Genomic DNA, 15,245 nt, shown 5'->3' on the forward strand with positions numbered 1-15,245 from the left:
TCGGAGCCAGGGATGGACACCACGATTACCGAGATCGCTCCCGACATCTACCGGCTGTCCACGTATCTGGACGAGCCGAACCTGATCATGAACCAGTTCGTCGTCGACGGTGAGGAACCGCTGCTGTTCCACGCCGGTCAGCGTGCGCTGTTCCCGGTCGTGTCCGAGGCGGTCGGCCGGCTGATTCCCCTCGACAGGCTGCGGTGGATCACGTTCGGCCACGTCGAGGCCGACGAGTGCGGCGCGATGAACTCGTGGCTGGCGGCCGCGCCGAACGCGGAGGTCGCGCACGGGGCGATGGGCTGCTTCGTGCAGGTCAACGACCTGGCCGATCGCGCGCCGCGTCCCCTGCAACACGGCGACGTGCTGGAGACGGGCAGCAGGCGAGTCCGTCACCTCGATACCCCGCACGTGCCGCACGGGTGGGACGCCGGGCTGATCTTCGAGGAGACGACGCAGACGCTGTTCTGCGGCGACCTGTTCACCGCGTTCGGCCATCACCCCACGACCACCGAGGAAGAGATCGTCGGCCCGGCCATCGCGGCCGAGGACATGGGGAGCGCGACGTGCCTGACGCCGGCGCTCGGGCCCACGATCCGGGGGCTCGCCGATCTGGAACCGCTGCTGCTGGCGCCGATGCACGCGCCGGTGTTCACCGGTGACTGTGTGCGGAGTCTGCAGGATCTCGCGCAGGCGTACGAGGAGCGGATGGCGGCCGAGGCCGCGCGGTACCGCGAAGCCGAATAGCCGACCCGGAAATTTCCCCTCGACTGTGGCGCAGAATACATCTTAGTGCTAAATTATTGAGCACTAAGGAACTATGCCTTCGGGTCGAGCTTGGGAGTGAGCGATGACAACAGACGCAGACACCGTCCCCATGATGGTGCGTCAGATGCGGGTCGAGTCCTCGGGCGTCGTCTCGCTCCGCCTCGAACGGCAGGACGGCGGCACGGTCGACCGGTGGACGCCGGGCGCCCACCTGGACCTGCACCTGAACCGCGGGACGATCCGTCAGTACTCCCTCTGCGGAGACCCCGACGACAAGACCGGGTACCGCGTCGCGATCCTCCACGAGGTGACCGGCCGAGGCGGCTCCCGGCACGTCCACGAGACGCTGCGGCCCGGCGACAGCCTGTCGGTGAGCGCACCTCGCAACAACTTCGAACTCCTGCCGTCGCCGCGCTATGTGTTCATCGCCGGCGGCATCGGCATCACGCCGATCCTCGCGATGATCGGCGAGGCCGAACGCATGGGTGCCGAATGGGAACTGCACTACGGCGGCCGCGCCCGCTCGTCGATGGCGTTCCTCGACGAGCTGTCCCCGTACGGCGACCGCGTCCACGTCGTCACCGAGGAGGCCGACGGCATCCTCGACCTCGACGGCATCCTCGGCACCGCCCGCGCGGAGACCCTCGTCTACGCATGTGGCCCCGAGGGACTGCTCGGCGCGGTCGAGGGGTATGCCGGCTCCTGGCCGGACGGCGCGATCCGGCTCGAACGGTTCAAGGCCAAGGAGATCCCCGCCGACACCCTCGCCGGCGACCGTCCCGTCCGCGTGATCTGCGAACGATCCGGCATCTCCGCCACCGTCGCACCCGACCGGACCATCCTCGACACCCTCGAGGAATCCGGCGTCGACGTCCCCAACTCCTGCCGTGAAGGCATCTGCGGGACCTGCGAAACCCGCGTCCTCGCCGGCACCCCCGACCACCGCGACTCCCTGCTCTCCAGTTCCGAGCAGGAGTCCGGCACCACCATCATGATCTGCGTTTCCCGCGCCCGCTCCGATGAGCTCGTGCTGGATCTCTAGAAGGGAAGAACCATGAGCCTGTATCTGCAACCACGCCAGTCCGGCGCGGCGCCCACCCCGTACGAACGGAAACTGGCCGGTGCGATCGAAGAGGTCTTCGGCACCGGGGTGCACCACCTCGAAGGCCTGGTGAAGGGCCTGAACGCCCTCGGAATCCACAGTCCCGGCGGCGACGCCTGGACCACCGACACTTTCACGGACGAGATCCGACGGATGGGGGCCTGACCATGGTGAACCGACTGCACAAGGCGGCACTGACCGGCGACGAGATCTTCGCGACCGGGATGCGCGACCAGTGGCACGCGGTGTGCCCGTCCGACTTCGTCGCGCGCGGAGACATGAAGAAGATCCGCCGCCTCGGCGAGGACTGGCTGCTGTTCCGTCAGTCCGACGGCACCCTCCGCATGCTCGCCGACCGCTGCCCGCACCGCGGCGCTCCGCTGTCGCAGGGGCAGCACCTCGGCGACCGCGTCGCCTGCCAGTACCACGGTGTGCAGGTGGACGGCGGCGGCACCGTCGTCTCCGTCCCCGGGATGCCCGGCTGCAACCTCGAAGGCAAGCGGCTGGTGACCAGCCTCCCCGTGCGGGAAGTGGCCGGCGCCGTGCTCGCCTGGTTCGGCACCGACCCCGACGCCGAACCCGCACCCCTCGAACTGCCCGAGCGCCTCACCGACGACGGCATCTCGCACTTCCTCTGCTACGCGGAGTGGAAGGCGCCGTGGCGGTTCACGCTGGAGAACCTGCTCGACCCGATGCACGGGGCGTTCCTGCACCGCGAATCCCACTCGATGTTCGGCGGGGAGACGTCCGCGAAGTTCCGGATCCGCGAAACCGACCGCGGATTCTTCTTCGAGAAGACCGACCAGCGCGGCGTGAACTTCGACTGGGTCGAATTCTGCCGGACAGGCATCGACTGGGTGGACCTCGAGATCCCGTACCCGCCGACCGCGGGCCCGGGCGGGTCGTTCGGCATCGTCGGCATGGGAACTCCGATCGACGCCGAGACCACCGCGGTGTTCTTCTGGCGCTACCGCCGCGTCGAGGGCTGGGAGCGCGACGTCTGGCGGTTCCTGTACCGCACCAAGCTCGAAGAACGGCACTGGGTGGTGCTCGAGCAGGACCGCACCATGCTCGAGGCGATGGCATTCGACGCGGACCAGGCGGAGAACCTGTACCAGCACGACCTCGGCGTCATCCGGCTCCGCAGGCTCTACCGGGCGCAGGCCGAGGCTCAGGCGAAGGCGCTTCAGGAGGCGTAGGGTCGCGCGGGTTGACTCGAGTGAAATGTCAACTAAGAATGTGTGACGGCCGACACGTGGGCGCCGGCCGGGTGCGAGGAGGCGCGAGCGGTGCTTACGAACGGTGACGATCGGGGTCGGCTCGCGCTGGTCGAAGCGGCGGGGCGGTGCTTCGCCGAACTGGGGTACGAGCGCACCACCGAGGCGGTCATCGCCGCTGCTGCCGGAGTGTCCGAGGCCGAATTCCGCGCCCGGTTCGCGTCCCGCGACGACGCCTTCCGTGCCGTCGCAGCCGAAGTGTTCGACACGTTCGTCGAGGCTCAGCGCATCCCGGTCCCGCCGGACGCGGACCCCCGCATCGTCCTGCGCGCCGCCACCGCGGCGTTCATCGAGACCGTCTACAGCAGCGGCCGCCTGTTCACGATGGTCGAGGACCGCGCGGCCGTCGACCCCGTGATCGGCGAACAACTCGAGGCGGCACACAACCGGATTCTCGGCCGGTACATCCGGTTCATCGAACGGCTCAACGAGGCCGGGATCGCGACGCCGTGCGCCGAACCCGCCCAACTCGCCCGCAAACTGGCCGAGGCGCAGTGGACGGGTGCGGCGCGCCTGATCGGTGCGTCGCCGGACGAGCAGCGACGCTTCATCGTGGAGATGACGGCGGCCTCCGAACGATTCATCGGATTCGGTGAGGTCGCCGATCTGACCGCCCGCACGGCCAGCTGAGTTTTCCGCTCAGGCGGTGGGGGCCTGGTTCTCGACGATCGAGTGCTCGAGCTTGCGGAGCAATTCGGCCAGCGCCGCCTGATCGTCCTTCGACATCCCGCTGAGGATCTGGGACTCGTTGGCGAAGTGGGCCTCCGCGACCTTCTCGATCACCCGCAGGCCCTCGTCGGTGAGTTGCGCGTGCACGATGCGGCGGTCCTCGGCGTCGCGCTCCCGCTGCACGAGTCCCGCCTTCTCGAGACGGTCGACGCGCAGTGTCACACCCCCGGTAGTGACGAGGGCGGACTCCGCCAACTGTCCGGACGTCATCCGGTACGGCGGACCCGAACGTCGGAGGGCGGCCATGACGTCGAACGACGCCATGTTGATGCCATGCTCCTCGAACACCGCCGCGAGGGACGACTGGTACCGCAGATACGAACGGTGCAGGCGGCCCAGCACTTTCAGCGGACTCACATCCAGGTCCGGCCACTGGTGGGCCCACTGGTCGACGATGTCGTCGACGGCATCGCGATCTGGAACGGGGCGTTGCGTCACCGGGCGCACCTCCTGGATTCTCGAGGGTCTCATCTGTTTAGTACCAAGATATCGAAACGAGCATAGGTGACGGCGACGCTCCGCGGGTCCCCGTCGATTGCTCGAAACGGGGACCCGCGGCGCGGCCGGACGTCAGTGCCGTCAGTGGCCCGCGACCGCCGCGACGGCGTCGATCTCGGCGATGGCGCCGTAGGGGAGGCTGCTCACCTCGAGGAACGTGCGTGCGGGACGCGGCTCGTCGAAGATGCGCTCGAACTGGCGGTTCGCCTCCTCGCGCAGCGACAGGTCGGTGACGTAGTAGGTGAGCTTGACGACGTCCTGCAGCTGCCCGCCGACGGTCGCGAGGCGATCGACCATGCGGTCGACGGCGGCGTCGAGCGCCTCGGTGCGGCCCGGGACGGCGGTGCCCTCGGCGTCGACGGACAGTGCGCCGGAGACGAACGCCAGTCCGCCCGCGACCACGGCCGGGCTGTAGGGGTGGTGGGCGGTGACTTCGGTGAGGGACATGGAGGCTCGCTTTCTCGGTGGGCTGCTCCGGCCACTATATCTTAGCGCTAAACTAATTGACAGGGTCTGGGAAGCGAAGTCCGACCGAACTCCTGGCGCGACGGACCGCCGAGGACGAGATTGAGGGCATGACGAATTCGAACCAGACCATGAAGGCAGTCTCCTACTCGTCCTACGGCGGTCCCGAGGTGCTCGAGATCCACGACGTGCCGGTACCCGAGCCCACCGGAAACCAGGTGCGCCTCCTCATCAGGGCCGCTGGCGTCAACCCGATCGACTGGAAGCTGCGGTCGGGATCGATGGCCGAGGTGATGTCGGTGCAGTTTCCGAAGATCCCGGGCAGCGAGGTCGCCGGCGTCGTCGACGCGGTCGGTCCGGACGCGACCGGTGTGCTGGTGGGCGACGACGTGTTCGGCTGGTCCGACACCGGCGGCTACGCCGAATACGCGCTCGCCTCGATAGTCGTGCCGAAGCCGAGTGGGCTGAGCTGGACGGACGCCGCCACCATTCCCGTCGCCGGCGAGGCCGCCACTCGGGGACTCCGGCTCCTGAAGCTGAAGTCCGGTGAGACGCTGCTGGTGAACGGTGCGTCGGGTGCGGTGGGAACCATTGCGGCGCAACTGGCGCTGGACGCGGGAGTCACCGTGATCGGCACCGCGAGCGAGAAACACCACGACACGCTGCGGGAGCTGGGCGTGACCCCCACGACGTACGGCGAGGGACTGGCGGACCGGGTGCGTGAACTCGCCCCGAACGGCGTCGACGCCGTCCTCGACCTCGGCTTCGGCGGACTCGAGGTGGCGATGGAACTGCGCGGGGGCACCGACCGGATCGTGACGCTGTCGGACGGTGCCGCGTTCGGGCTGGGAATCACCTTCTCGTCCGGCAACGCCGGCGACCGCAGCGCGGAGACACTGCGCAGGCTGGGCGCCCTCGTCGTGGACGGGAAGCTGGCCCTCCCGCCGGCCCGCACGTTCCCGCTGGCCGAAGCGGCCGACGCGCAGCGCGCCGGCGAGAAGGGTGGCAGCCGCGGGAAGCTCCTCCTCGTGCGCTGACGCGCCCGTGAGTACTTATTAACCGCCCGTGGTTAACAAGTACTCACGGGTCAGGCGGTGGTGGCAAGGGCGGCGGCGAGACCGAACGGAACGGCCATCACCACCACCTCGACGATCGCGCGCCGCAGGGACCCTTCCGCGGTGATCCGGTGCGCGGCCGCCTGGACGACCCACGTTCGCCGCCACCACCAGCCGAGCCCGAGCAGTGCCGCCAACGCCACCGCCTTGGCGAGCACGATGCGGCCGTAACCGGTGTCGAACAGGGGCGTCACCCCACCCAGCCGGACCGCGGCGTCGATCACACCGGTCGCGGTCAGCAGCCACACGCACCGCCACGCGACGACGGAGTACCTCGGCAGCCACGACGACCAGTCCCCACGCGACCGGAGCATCAGGGCGAGCGCGGCGAGGAGTCCGAACCACACGGCGGCGGACAGCGCGTGGACGACATCGAGAACCGAGCCGAGAACCTGCTGCGACATGTGGCCGGTGATCGGCCGGGCCACCAGGGCCAGTGCCGCGAGCACCAGCACCGGGACGGGAAGCCGGGCGTCGCTGCGACGGAACGCGACCGCCGACCACACGGTGGCCGCGGCCGTGCACACGAGAACGGCGAGGTCGACGCGTCCCGCACTGATCTCGGTCACGTAGGCACCGAACCGCCCGACCGACAGCTCGGACAACCCCAGGGCGTCGGCCTCCGCCGCCGTCATCGACAGCAGCACGGCCTCGGCGAGCATCCACGCGCCGGCGACCGCGGTCGACAACCGCCACAGCCGTTGGTCCCGCAAGAGGGGACGGCTGTCCGCCCGACTGCACCAGCCCAGCGCGGCGAGTCCGAGGACGACCGAACCGAGCACCAGGCACAGCGCCCGGACAGCGCTCGACGGCGACGGGTCTTCCGGTTGCGCCAGCGCCCAACCGCACGCGACCCCGACGAGCGACGTGGGTACGGCGAACAGCAGCCAGGACTGTCGCGCCGCACCCACCGTGCTCAGTTCTCGCCGCGAGGCTTGCGAAGCGCGAACCACAGCCCGCCGCCGAACACGAGCACACCGGCAACAATGAACGGCCACAGCGGAACTCCGCCACTGCCGGATTCACCCGAGCTGTCGGCCGCGGCGCCGGGTGTGCCCGACCCCTCCTGGGTGAGGGTGAACGTGCGGGTCCCGCTCACCGGATGCCCGTCGGCGGAGGTGACGCGAAACGCGACGGTGTACACGCCTGCCGGTCCCAGCTCGCCGAGTTCGGCACTGACCGTGGGCCCTTCGACGACCGGGTCGCCCTTTGTCCACAGGTTCCCGTCGGGTCCCACCACGGTCAGCGACGCGAACGATTCCTGCAGCGCCTCGTTGAACGTGACGCTCACCCGTTCCGGGCCGGACGCGATTTCCGCGCCGTTCTCGGGGGTGGAGCTGATCACGACGGAATGGGCGAGAGCGGTGCCGGCGCCGAGCATGCTCGCGAGCATTGTCAGCAGTCCGACCGCGATCACCTTCACCGACGTGACAGTGGTGTGTCGTCTCATTTTCGACGGCTCCGGACCATCGCGCCGAGACCGAGCGCCGCACCGAGTGCGCCCAGGACCAGGGCGATGCCGCCGAGCCAGCGGGCGGTGTCGTCGGTGCCGGACGCCGTCGTCTCGGTCTCCTCGGACGTCGTGGCGCCGCCGGCGTCGTGGCTGTGATCTTCACCGCTCGCCGCGGCGAGGGTGAGGGTGGGGGCCGGCTTGTCGGGCTCCGCGCCATCGGGGCCTTCCGCCTGATCCCAGTTGACGACCTCCCCGTCGCTGTACGTCTGGGTGGCCGGGAACGACACGTCTTCCTGCTCCGGCAGCGGTCCGGCGGACAGCTCGAACTGCTGGAACTGCCCGGGCGCGACACCGACACCGGGGTCGGCGGTCCACGTCACGGACTTCGCGACCTGGGACGCCGGGTCCTTCTCGACGACGGACGTCCACCCCGGCATCGGTGTGGTGCGGGCCGACTTCAGGTCGGGGAGTGTGACGGTCAGCTTGGTGGTAGACGCCGTCTCGGACTCGGTGGGAACGCGGAACGTCAGGACGGAGTAGCCGCCCTGCTCGGCGCCGGGGGCGACGACGGTCACGTGGGCAGCGGCCACACCGGCCGCGAGCAGCATGGCGCCACCGGCCGCACCGGCCGTGAAAAGGGCACGGGAAACGAGGGAATTCATCAAAGGTCCTTTGAAAGGTCTGAAGGGAGAAAAGGTGAGAATCAGACCAGGACCGGTGGGCCGCGACGCGAAATGCTCGCGCGCAGGAGGGCGTCCACGGGATTCGCGGGACGCGCGGGGAGGTGCGCCGTTTTTGCTGCCGAGACGGGCTGCGGTTCACCGCGCAGAACCACCCGCCAGACGTGGACGAGGGGACCGTACAGCCGCTCGGCGTTGGCGATCAGCAGCGCGCAGACGACGGTGGCGGCCGCGTGCGCGGCGACCATCGGCACGGCGGGGACCGCCGAGTGCATGTGCGAGGTGAGCGTGAGCGCGAAGTGCGCGGCAACCTGGCCGGCGCCGAGGGCCGCCACGAGTGCGAGCGGTCCGTGGAAGCGGGCGGGCAGTTGTGCGGTGACCGCGCCGACACCGCTGCACGTGACGAGCAGCAGGGTCAGGGCCGCGGATTCGTGAAGGCCGCCCCCGCCGATGCCGTGCGCCGCGACCGCGAGACCGGCGACGAGCGCACCGACCGCCGACCCACGAAGGGTGGCGGTCGCGGCGGGGCGGGCGGGGGACATCGAGTGGTCGGGTCGTTCAGCGCACGCCGAGGCGGGCGAGGAGATCGGCTTCGACTCCGTCGAGTTCGGACGAGATGGCGTGATGGGCGGCCTTGCGGCGGGCCTGCGGCATCTGCTCGGCCGCGCGGACGGCGGTGTTGAGATCACTGAGGCGGTCGCGGATGGCGGCGGCGAACTTCTGCGTCTCCGCGTCGTCCGGCTTCTGCGCGAGGATCTCCGTGGTGGTGCTTTCGGCACCGGCGATGCGGGCGCTGAGCTTGGCGCCGTGCCCGGTGAAGTTGGCGAGCTGGTCGACGTCGATGCCCATCCGGTCGGCACGCCGGGCGTCGATCTGCCCGCGCACGACGGTGGCGGCGCGGTAGGCGATCGGCAGCAGCACCGGTGTCAGCAGTCGAGCGACGCCGAGGTACTTGCGGACGGCGGCGACGGTGAAACCCTTCTGGGCGGCGGCCTTCTCCTCGGCCTTCAACGCAGCGATCTGAGCCTTCTCGACCTTCTTCAGCGACCTCAGTTCGGCGGCCTCGAGCTTGCGCCCGGCCTTCGCAGCCTGCTTGTCGCGTTTCCGTTCGTTCTTCGCGCTCAGCTTCGCCTCCACTCCAGCCTTGTGCCGGAGTGCCTTGGCTTCCGCCTTGCGGGTGGCTCGGGACTTACGTTTCTTCAACAACCCCATCGAAAAGACCCCTTTTCCTGGTGTTTCAGCGGAGCCCACGCTACCAACTGCATCCGGTGCTTCGGGATCAGCCTAGGGGAGCACATAATCTTCGTCATCGTGTGTTCCCATATCGGTCAGCAATCAGAACCCGACGCCTCTCCCGGAAAGGTGTCGGGGACGGTGATCGATGCCAGCGCCCTGACGCGGTGCCGCCATCGGGTGCACCTCGACGCGGCGTTCCCCGAACAACTCGCGGCCGCGCCGGAGGACCCGGGCGTCCGCCAGCGCCAGGATGCCGCCGCCGCCAAACGTGACGAGGTTCGCCGGACCCTCACCGAGCACGCACCGGAACGGTGGGTGCAGATCGACACCGAGCAGAGCCTGCGCCGGCGTGCCGAGGACACCCTCGCCGCATGCGAGGCGGGCGTGGACCGCATCTGGGGAGCCGTGCTCCCGCTCGACCGCGACGCCGGCCGGAGGGCGCGCTGCGAGATCCTGCTCCGCGACGAGGACCACGGTGGGTACATCCCGGTGATCGTCGTCAACCACAAGGTCACCGATCCCGGCCGCGGCGCGGTGACGTCGGGAATGTTCGAGTGGCAACCGCGGGAGGACGTGGCGCGGAAGCCCCGCAGCCAGGTCCGTGACCAGATGCGCGTCGCGCAGGTATACCGGATGCTCGAGCGGCACGGGCTGGCGAGTCCCGCCCTGGTGGCCGGCGCCATCGGTTACGGCTCCGACGTCATCTACGTGCACGACCTCACCACCATCCTCGACGACTACGACGAACGCTTCGCCGACCGGCTCGCCGTCGCCCGCGGGGAATCGGCGACCGTGCCGTCGAGGATCGGCGAATGCCGGTCCTGCCCGTGGTGGCCCGGGTGCGAGGAACAGCTGACACAGACGCACGACGTGAGCCTGGTGGCCACGGGGTCGCGCGCCGACATGCTGCGCGACGCGGGCTGCCACACCATCGACGACCTCGCCGCATGGGACCGCGAACCCCTCGAGGACTGGCCGCACGGCGCGTTCGAGGACGCCGTCGTCACCGCCAAGGCCTGGCTCGCGGGGGCGCCGCTGGTGCGACGCTTCCCCGAGATCCGGGTGACGCGCGCCGACGTCGAGGTCGACGTCGACATGGAGAGCTACCAGGAGCACGGCGCCTACCTGTGGGGGACACTGCTCAACGTGGACGGGGTGTCCGCGTACCGGCCGTTCGTCAGCTGGGACCCGGTGCCGACGCAGGACGAGGCCCGGTCGTTCGCGGAATTCTGGACGTGGCTGATGGCCGAGCGGGAAGCGGCGGCCCTGAGCGGCAGAACCTTCGCCGCCTACTGCTATTCGCGGTCCGCCGAGGACAAGTGGTTGCTGGACTCCGCCCGCCGGTTCGCCGGGACGCCCGGCATCCCCACCGAAGCCGAGATCCGCGAATTCATCGACAGCCCACAATGGGTCGACATCTACCAGGCGATCAGCGACCAGTTCATCTGCCCCGGCGGCAAGGGCCTCAAGAAGATCGCCCCCGTCGCCGGATTCCGGTGGCGTGACGCCGACGCCGGAGGCGAAGCATCCATGAGCTGGTACCGCGAAGCCGTCGGCTACGACGGCGAACCCGACCTCACCCAGCGCGAACGACTGCTGCAATACAACGAGGACGACGTTATCGCCACGAAAGTACTGCGCGAATGGATGTCGGATCGGGCCGAGAACGAGATCCCGCTCGCATCCGACCTCTAGGCTGCAATGCAGGGCCCGATTCGGTAGGGGTGGTCAGGTGGAGGTGCCGAAGACATCCACGACGCTGCGGTTCGCGCTGCTCCTCACCGCCGCGGGCGGCTTCCTCGACGCCTATACCTACATCAGCCGCGGCGGCGTCTTCGCGAACGCCCAGACCGGCAACGTCATCCTCATGGCCATCGACCTGTCCGAGCGGCACTTCCACGCCGCACGCGCACACCTGTGGCCGATCCTCGCGTTCATCGTCGGAGTCGCATTCGCGCACCTGCTCAAGGGCGAACTCGCCCACAGCGTCTTCGACCACCCGATCCGGATCGCGATGGTCGCGCAGATCGTCGTCCTCGTCGCGGTCGCGTTCGTCCCCCCGGACGTCCCCAACGCGCTCGTCACCGTGCCCATCGCGTTCGTCGCGGCCATGCAGTTCGGCCTGTTCCGCACCATCGGATCGCTGTCCTACATCGCCGTCGCCACCACCGGCAACCTCATGCGCTTCACCGAGGCGGCGTACGCCGGATTCATCGAGAAGATCCCCGAATCGCGGCGGCACACCCGGGTGTACGCAGCCATCGTGAGCAGCTTCGCGGGCGGCGCCGTCCTCGGCGCCTTCGCCACCCGCTACTTCGGCGGATCCGCCGCCTGGATCCCCGCGGCCCTCCTCATCGTCGCCCTCATCCTGTTCTACGTCGACGACGTGCGGCGCCGCCGCCTGTGAGCGGTTGACGAGTCCAGGGACTCCTTACGCACGCACGGGCGGCGAAGCCGCCTACTCCGAATTCGCGGGCCCGATCCACTCCGGATACTGGACGGCGACCGGCATCGTCGGCGGCTCGAAACCGGGAGGCGGAACGAGGTTGCCGGATGCATTCGCGGCGAATGCCGGGAACTGCTGCTGCCACCAGTCCGTGCACCCCTGAGGAATGACGTCACCGTCCAGCCGGCGCAGGTAGTGGAGCTTGGTGATCTTCCAGCCCTCGAACACATTCCACGTCGGCACCCGATTCGCACGAGCGTCCTGCTGGGCAGGGTCGGTGTCGGGAATTCCCGGCTGCCCCGGGTCGGCGGCGGTCCGTTCCAGCTCGACACGGAACGCCGCATTCAATGGATTCAGGGTGATGTTTGGCCGCGGCTCGGAAAAGAGCTCGTAACTACATACCGTGGCCGCCACTCTTGAATCCGTGGTTGCAAAGTCGGCGATGTACACGAAGTTCGTTCCCGCAGCCTGGCTGGTGTCCTCAGGTTCTCGCCAGGTGAGGAACTCCTCCTTGTCGCGATCACCTTGTCTCGCGGGGCCGCCGACAGCACTTTCATATCCGGGATACGAGTTGCTCAGGCCTACATAGGACGTGAGTTCTCCCGCCTCGTAGGCCGCGCGTACGAGTTCGGCGCTCCGGTTGGACACGTCGACATCGGATCCGCCAGACCAGACGTTGGAGTACAAGACCGTGGTCTCTGCCGGAGGAGGCGGATCCGGTTCAGGTGCAGTTTCCTCGGCGCAGCTGGTCGACAGAAGAACCACCGTTCCCAAGGTGAGTGCGAAACCCGCGCGATCAACCATCGTTGCGTACCACGTCGTCGTAACCGTTTCGGATACGTTCCCCGTTCCCGTCGGCCGGATCGCCGAGGTTGCTGAACATGGTTTGGAGAGGATCCTTTCCGTAACCTTTCATCTCGGCATTCGAACGGAGGTCCTCCCAAGACAGGAGGTCGCCAGACGAATCGAATGCCCAGGGGTAATCCCCTCGGAAGCTCGCGGGAAGCTCCGGCGTCGCTTGAAGAATGTTGTAGTAGTCGCGGTAGAAGTCCGGAGCTTCCAGGGCGACGGAGGGTGCCGGCCCCGGCGCCTTGCCGATGACGGCGTCTTTCAGGGGGTCGCCGCCCGCGTCGATCATGGTGTTGATGAATTCCCCGCCGGGAAGGCGGTCCAGGCCTACGGAGCCGATGCTGGTGAGAACGCCGTATGCCGCCGCTTTGCGGTCGTAGATTGCCTGCGCCTGCTCGGCCTTGTCGCTGTAGCTGTCCTCGGTCGAGAGGAGTAGTCCCCTGTCCATGAGGCCGTGGATTCGGCCTGCGGTGGAGAGGTCGCCACCGGCCAGGGGTGCCGCGGGGTCGTGTGCGTACCGGCCCTCCGCGGCAAGGATTTCCTGCATCGAGGACTGGGTGAAGTGTGTTCCGGCCTCGGGGTCGGTGTTCATCACGGCGAATACGTTCGACGAGCCGCCGAAGTGGTTGTTGTCGGCGGGGTCTGCCCAGGTGCCGATGTCGAAGCCGGGGTTTTCTGGTCGGCCGGCGCCCGCGAGGTCGCTGATGTACGGACTCATGCTGTGGGACATGGTCCGAAGAAGGTCCGGGTTGACCTCTCCGACGGATTGCCCGTCGGTGCCGGGTATTCCCCGGAGCGTGTCCCAGTCGGTACTCATGTTCTCGGCGACGGCTGACATGATCTGCCCGCGGCGTGTCGCGGCTTCGACGTCGGCCGGGTTGTGGGGGTCCTCGACAGTGGCCTCTGCGTCGTCGAACCGGAACATCGAGGCTGCTGCTTGCCCGTTGTCGGACCAGTTGTGAGTGAGGACGTCGCGCACCAGATTCTGGCCGGTGTCGGGCTGGGTGACCGCGTGCTGGACGGCGATCTTGTCGTCGCCGACGGCGGTGAAGATGCCTTCGGTGATCGCCGTGTTCTCGGTTCCCCGGCCGTCGACCGTGAAGTACTCGAACTTGTGGTTCGGGTTCTGTTCGTGCGCGACCTGGGCGTCGAGGTACTGGCGACCGACCTCCAGGAGGTGCTGATCGAGGCTGCTGCAGCTCTTGTACTGTGCATCGCCTGCCTGGACGATGTCGGCGATCGCCTGGTTGTCGGCGACTCCGTTCAGTTCGACGCTGGATGCACCGGTGGGCCCGACCATCTTGAAATCGCGGGTCACGAGATCGTCCCGGGTCAGCGATTCGACCATCTTGTCGGGTAGCAGGTTCAGGCCGCCGGTCGTCGGCACCTGCGAGTCGCCCTTGACGGTGGCCGTGATCTTGTCGTTCGACACGATCTGAAGCGAGTTCGCCAGGGCACGCGCAGAGTCCGGAGGCAGCTTGTCCATGATCTGCTGGATCTCCTGTGGACTCTTTCCGTCCAGTGACCGGCTGACCTGATTCAGATACTCCATCTGCGACGCAGGGATCGTCGCGGCGTTGCCGGAGTTCACGGCGTCGAGTTGTTCGGGGGTCAGTTCCCCGGCCTCGGTCAGCCTCTGGATCTGTTCGGGATTCAATCCGGCGGGGTCGGAGATGAGTTGCGTTCCGTCGGACGCACCCTGATCGGAGCCCAGCGCCGCGGCGGAGGTGAACGTTGCCCGGAGCCCGTCGCGAGCGGAAGCGAGTGCGTCCCTGACGGTTGCGTCGGCAGTTTCCGTCGCCGACGCGGCGTCGGCGATGTCGCGTTGCCATCCGGTCATGTCGTTCACGCGATCGTTGTCGGGATCGGGGGTCCCGGGATCGGTGACCGTCAGGTCGTCGGCTATGCGGAAACCCGCAGACTCGGCGGCCACGATCGCCATCCGCGCCCGCTGCAGGGGTGCGTCGACGTCGTGGAAACCCTGCTTCGCACGGTTGGCGAGTGCTTCCAGTTGATCGACCACGACAAGCGCCGTCTTCTTGTCGGCATTCGCCCGGTTCTGGGCGGCCTCGGCGATTTTGCCCTCCCAGTAGGTGTCGTTGACCTTGGTCACGCCGTCGACGTATCGGGTGAAGAGATCTTCGACCTTGGTGCCGAGGGCGATCCATGCGTCACCGATCTCGGTCAGAGTCGCGGGATTCCAGGAGTCGATCTGGGTGCGAGTGAGGCTCATGCGTCGCCGCTCCACTCGCCGGTGGCGTTCGTGTAGGCGGCGACGAACCGGTCGGCTGACGATTCGTCCTGGTTCCGGTACTCCTGCGCGACATGGATCATCACGTCGCCGGTCTCGCCGAGTCGTTCCTTGATCGCCGGCACGAGCGCTGCATCCACGAGATCCGCGGAGATGCCGGATGCCTCGATGACGGAGCTCATCACACCTCCAAGCGTGGACGCGAACGGTCCTGCCGCCGGACCGGTTCGCAGACCAACGGCCTCGTCGGCCAGTGCGCGCAAAGTTCCCCCCAGCTTGTCGAGCTGCTCCAGATCAGCTTTCAACGTCCCCACGAAGCCCCCCTCGTCTGTTCACGGATCGACAGCAGCCTAGCGCCCCGTGAGTGGTTGACGAG

The 15,245-nt window shown here is 68.2% G+C and carries 18 protein-coding genes; 8 read left to right on the forward strand and 10 right to left on the reverse strand.

The window, feature by feature from the left end:
- Positions 1-12: 12 nt before the first annotated feature.
- From JWS14_RS21825 to JWS14_RS21845, 5 genes are all read left to right on the forward strand, one after another.
- Positions 13-747, forward strand: a complete 735-nt coding sequence (locus JWS14_RS21825; RefSeq protein ID WP_072949163.1) for an oxygen-binding di-iron domain-containing protein — start codon at positions 13-15, stop codon at positions 745-747.
- Between the two features lie 103 nt (positions 748-850).
- Complete coding sequence (locus JWS14_RS21830; protein ID WP_206014343.1) at positions 851-1,810, forward strand: PDR/VanB family oxidoreductase; 960 nt, start codon at positions 851-853, stop codon at positions 1,808-1,810.
- 12 nt (positions 1,811-1,822) lie between these two features.
- Positions 1,823-2,035, forward strand: coding sequence for a recombinase-like helix-turn-helix domain-containing protein (locus JWS14_RS21835; protein ID WP_072949161.1), 213 nt, complete (start codon positions 1,823-1,825; stop codon positions 2,033-2,035).
- Positions 2,036-2,037: 2 nt separating this feature from the next.
- On the forward strand, positions 2,038-3,069 hold the full coding sequence (locus tag JWS14_RS21840) for an aromatic ring-hydroxylating oxygenase subunit alpha (RefSeq protein WP_072949159.1): 1,032 nt from the start codon (positions 2,038-2,040) through the stop codon (positions 3,067-3,069).
- A 90-nt stretch (positions 3,070-3,159) separates the two neighbouring features.
- Positions 3,160-3,777 carry a TetR/AcrR family transcriptional regulator gene (locus JWS14_RS21845; RefSeq protein ID WP_206014344.1) on the forward strand — a complete coding sequence of 206 codons (618 nt, stop codon included), beginning with the start codon at positions 3,160-3,162 and terminating at the stop codon, positions 3,775-3,777.
- Between the two features lie 9 nt (positions 3,778-3,786).
- On the opposite strand, the gene JWS14_RS21850 is transcribed toward JWS14_RS21845, so the two are convergent.
- Positions 3,787-4,347 carry a MarR family winged helix-turn-helix transcriptional regulator gene (locus tag JWS14_RS21850; protein WP_174705575.1) on the reverse strand — a complete coding sequence of 187 codons (561 nt, stop codon included), beginning with the start codon at positions 4,345-4,347 and terminating at the stop codon, positions 3,787-3,789.
- Positions 4,348-4,455: 108 nt separating this feature from the next.
- Positions 4,456-4,821, reverse strand: a complete 366-nt coding sequence (locus JWS14_RS21855; RefSeq protein WP_072949157.1) for a RidA family protein — start codon at positions 4,819-4,821, stop codon at positions 4,456-4,458.
- A 149-nt stretch (positions 4,822-4,970) separates the two neighbouring features.
- On the opposite strand from JWS14_RS21855, the gene JWS14_RS21860 reads away from it, so the two are divergent.
- On the forward strand, positions 4,971-5,876 hold the full coding sequence (locus tag JWS14_RS21860) for an NADP-dependent oxidoreductase (protein WP_476748565.1): 906 nt from the start codon (positions 4,971-4,973) through the stop codon (positions 5,874-5,876).
- A 50-nt stretch (positions 5,877-5,926) separates the two neighbouring features.
- On the opposite strand, the gene JWS14_RS21865 is transcribed toward JWS14_RS21860, so the two are convergent.
- The 5 genes from JWS14_RS21865 to JWS14_RS21885 are packed head-to-tail and all read right to left on the reverse strand — an operon-like array spanning position 5,927 to position 9,299.
- On the reverse strand, positions 5,927-6,865 hold the full coding sequence (locus JWS14_RS21865; protein WP_072938754.1) for a CopD family protein: 939 nt from the start codon (positions 6,863-6,865) through the stop codon (positions 5,927-5,929).
- A gap of 5 nt (positions 6,866-6,870) precedes the next feature.
- Complete coding sequence (locus JWS14_RS21870; RefSeq protein WP_206014345.1) at positions 6,871-7,404, reverse strand: copper resistance CopC family protein; 534 nt, start codon at positions 7,402-7,404, stop codon at positions 6,871-6,873.
- Positions 7,401-8,069, reverse strand: a complete 669-nt coding sequence (locus tag JWS14_RS21875; protein WP_206014346.1) for a YcnI family copper-binding membrane protein — start codon at positions 8,067-8,069, stop codon at positions 7,401-7,403. Before JWS14_RS21875 ends, JWS14_RS21870 begins: the two co-directional genes overlap by 4 nt.
- 41 nt (positions 8,070-8,110) lie before the next feature.
- Positions 8,111-8,629, reverse strand: coding sequence for a hypothetical protein (locus tag JWS14_RS21880; RefSeq protein ID WP_206014347.1), 519 nt, complete (start codon positions 8,627-8,629; stop codon positions 8,111-8,113).
- 16 nt (positions 8,630-8,645) lie between these two features.
- Entirely contained in the window at positions 8,646-9,299 is a 654-nt protein-coding gene (locus JWS14_RS21885; RefSeq protein ID WP_095862793.1) for a DUF6474 family protein, read from the reverse strand.
- A gap of 162 nt (positions 9,300-9,461) precedes the next feature.
- Between JWS14_RS21885 and JWS14_RS21890 the strand changes: the two genes are divergently transcribed.
- A complete protein-coding gene (locus JWS14_RS21890; RefSeq protein WP_206014348.1) occupies positions 9,462-11,018 on the forward strand; it encodes a TM0106 family RecB-like putative nuclease in 1,557 nt (518 codons plus the stop codon).
- Between the two features lie 37 nt (positions 11,019-11,055).
- The gene (locus JWS14_RS21895; protein WP_072938743.1) at positions 11,056-11,730 is read left to right on the forward strand and encodes a YoaK family protein; all 675 of its coding nucleotides are present in this window, start codon (positions 11,056-11,058) and stop codon (positions 11,728-11,730) included.
- Between the two features lie 51 nt (positions 11,731-11,781).
- Here the strand turns inward: JWS14_RS21895 and JWS14_RS21900 are convergent, their stop codons facing one another.
- The 3 genes from JWS14_RS21900 to JWS14_RS21910 form a co-directional block, all read right to left on the reverse strand.
- A complete protein-coding gene (locus JWS14_RS21900) occupies positions 11,782-12,417 on the reverse strand; it encodes a hypothetical protein (RefSeq protein ID WP_143051418.1) in 636 nt (211 codons plus the stop codon).
- 148 nt (positions 12,418-12,565) lie between these two features.
- Positions 12,566-14,851 (reverse strand): TPR repeat domain-containing protein, encoded by a 2,286-nt coding sequence (locus JWS14_RS21905; RefSeq protein WP_206014349.1) that lies wholly within the window; start codon positions 14,849-14,851, stop codon positions 12,566-12,568.
- Positions 14,848-15,183 carry a hypothetical protein gene (locus tag JWS14_RS21910; RefSeq protein ID WP_206014350.1) on the reverse strand — a complete coding sequence of 112 codons (336 nt, stop codon included), beginning with the start codon at positions 15,181-15,183 and terminating at the stop codon, positions 14,848-14,850. Before JWS14_RS21910 ends, JWS14_RS21905 begins: the two co-directional genes overlap by 4 nt.
- Between the last annotated feature and the right edge of the window lie 62 nt (positions 15,184-15,245).

This window comes from Rhodococcus koreensis, assembly GCF_017068375.1.
Taxonomy (GTDB): domain Bacteria; phylum Actinomycetota; class Actinomycetes; order Mycobacteriales; family Mycobacteriaceae; genus Rhodococcus_F; species Rhodococcus_F koreensis.

Coding starts and splice junctions, on each gene's coding strand:
- JWS14_RS21880 (WP_206014347.1), bottom strand. CDS start 8,629: ATGTCCCCCGCCCGCCCCGCCGCGACCGCCACCCTTCGTGGGTCGGCG.
- JWS14_RS21870 (WP_206014345.1), bottom strand. CDS start 7,404: ATGAGACGACACACCACTGTCACGTCGGTGAAGGTGATCGCGGTCGGA.
- JWS14_RS21905 (WP_206014349.1), bottom strand. CDS start 14,851: ATGAGCCTCACTCGCACCCAGATCGACTCCTGGAATCCCGCGACTCTG.
- JWS14_RS21875 (WP_206014346.1), bottom strand. CDS start 8,069: ATGAATTCCCTCGTTTCCCGTGCCCTTTTCACGGCCGGTGCGGCCGGT.
- JWS14_RS21885 (WP_095862793.1), bottom strand. CDS start 9,299: ATGGGGTTGTTGAAGAAACGTAAGTCCCGAGCCACCCGCAAGGCGGAA.
- JWS14_RS21850 (WP_174705575.1), bottom strand. CDS start 4,347: ATGAGACCCTCGAGAATCCAGGAGGTGCGCCCGGTGACGCAACGCCCC.
- JWS14_RS21835 (WP_072949161.1), top strand. CDS start 1,823: ATGAGCCTGTATCTGCAACCACGCCAGTCCGGCGCGGCGCCCACCCCG.
- JWS14_RS21860 (WP_476748565.1), top strand. CDS start 4,971: ATGAAGGCAGTCTCCTACTCGTCCTACGGCGGTCCCGAGGTGCTCGAG.
- JWS14_RS21830 (WP_206014343.1), top strand. CDS start 851: ATGACAACAGACGCAGACACCGTCCCCATGATGGTGCGTCAGATGCGG.
- JWS14_RS21840 (WP_072949159.1), top strand. CDS start 2,038: ATGGTGAACCGACTGCACAAGGCGGCACTGACCGGCGACGAGATCTTC.
- JWS14_RS21855 (WP_072949157.1), bottom strand. CDS start 4,821: ATGTCCCTCACCGAAGTCACCGCCCACCACCCCTACAGCCCGGCCGTG.
- JWS14_RS21825 (WP_072949163.1), top strand. CDS start 13: ATGGACACCACGATTACCGAGATCGCTCCCGACATCTACCGGCTGTCC.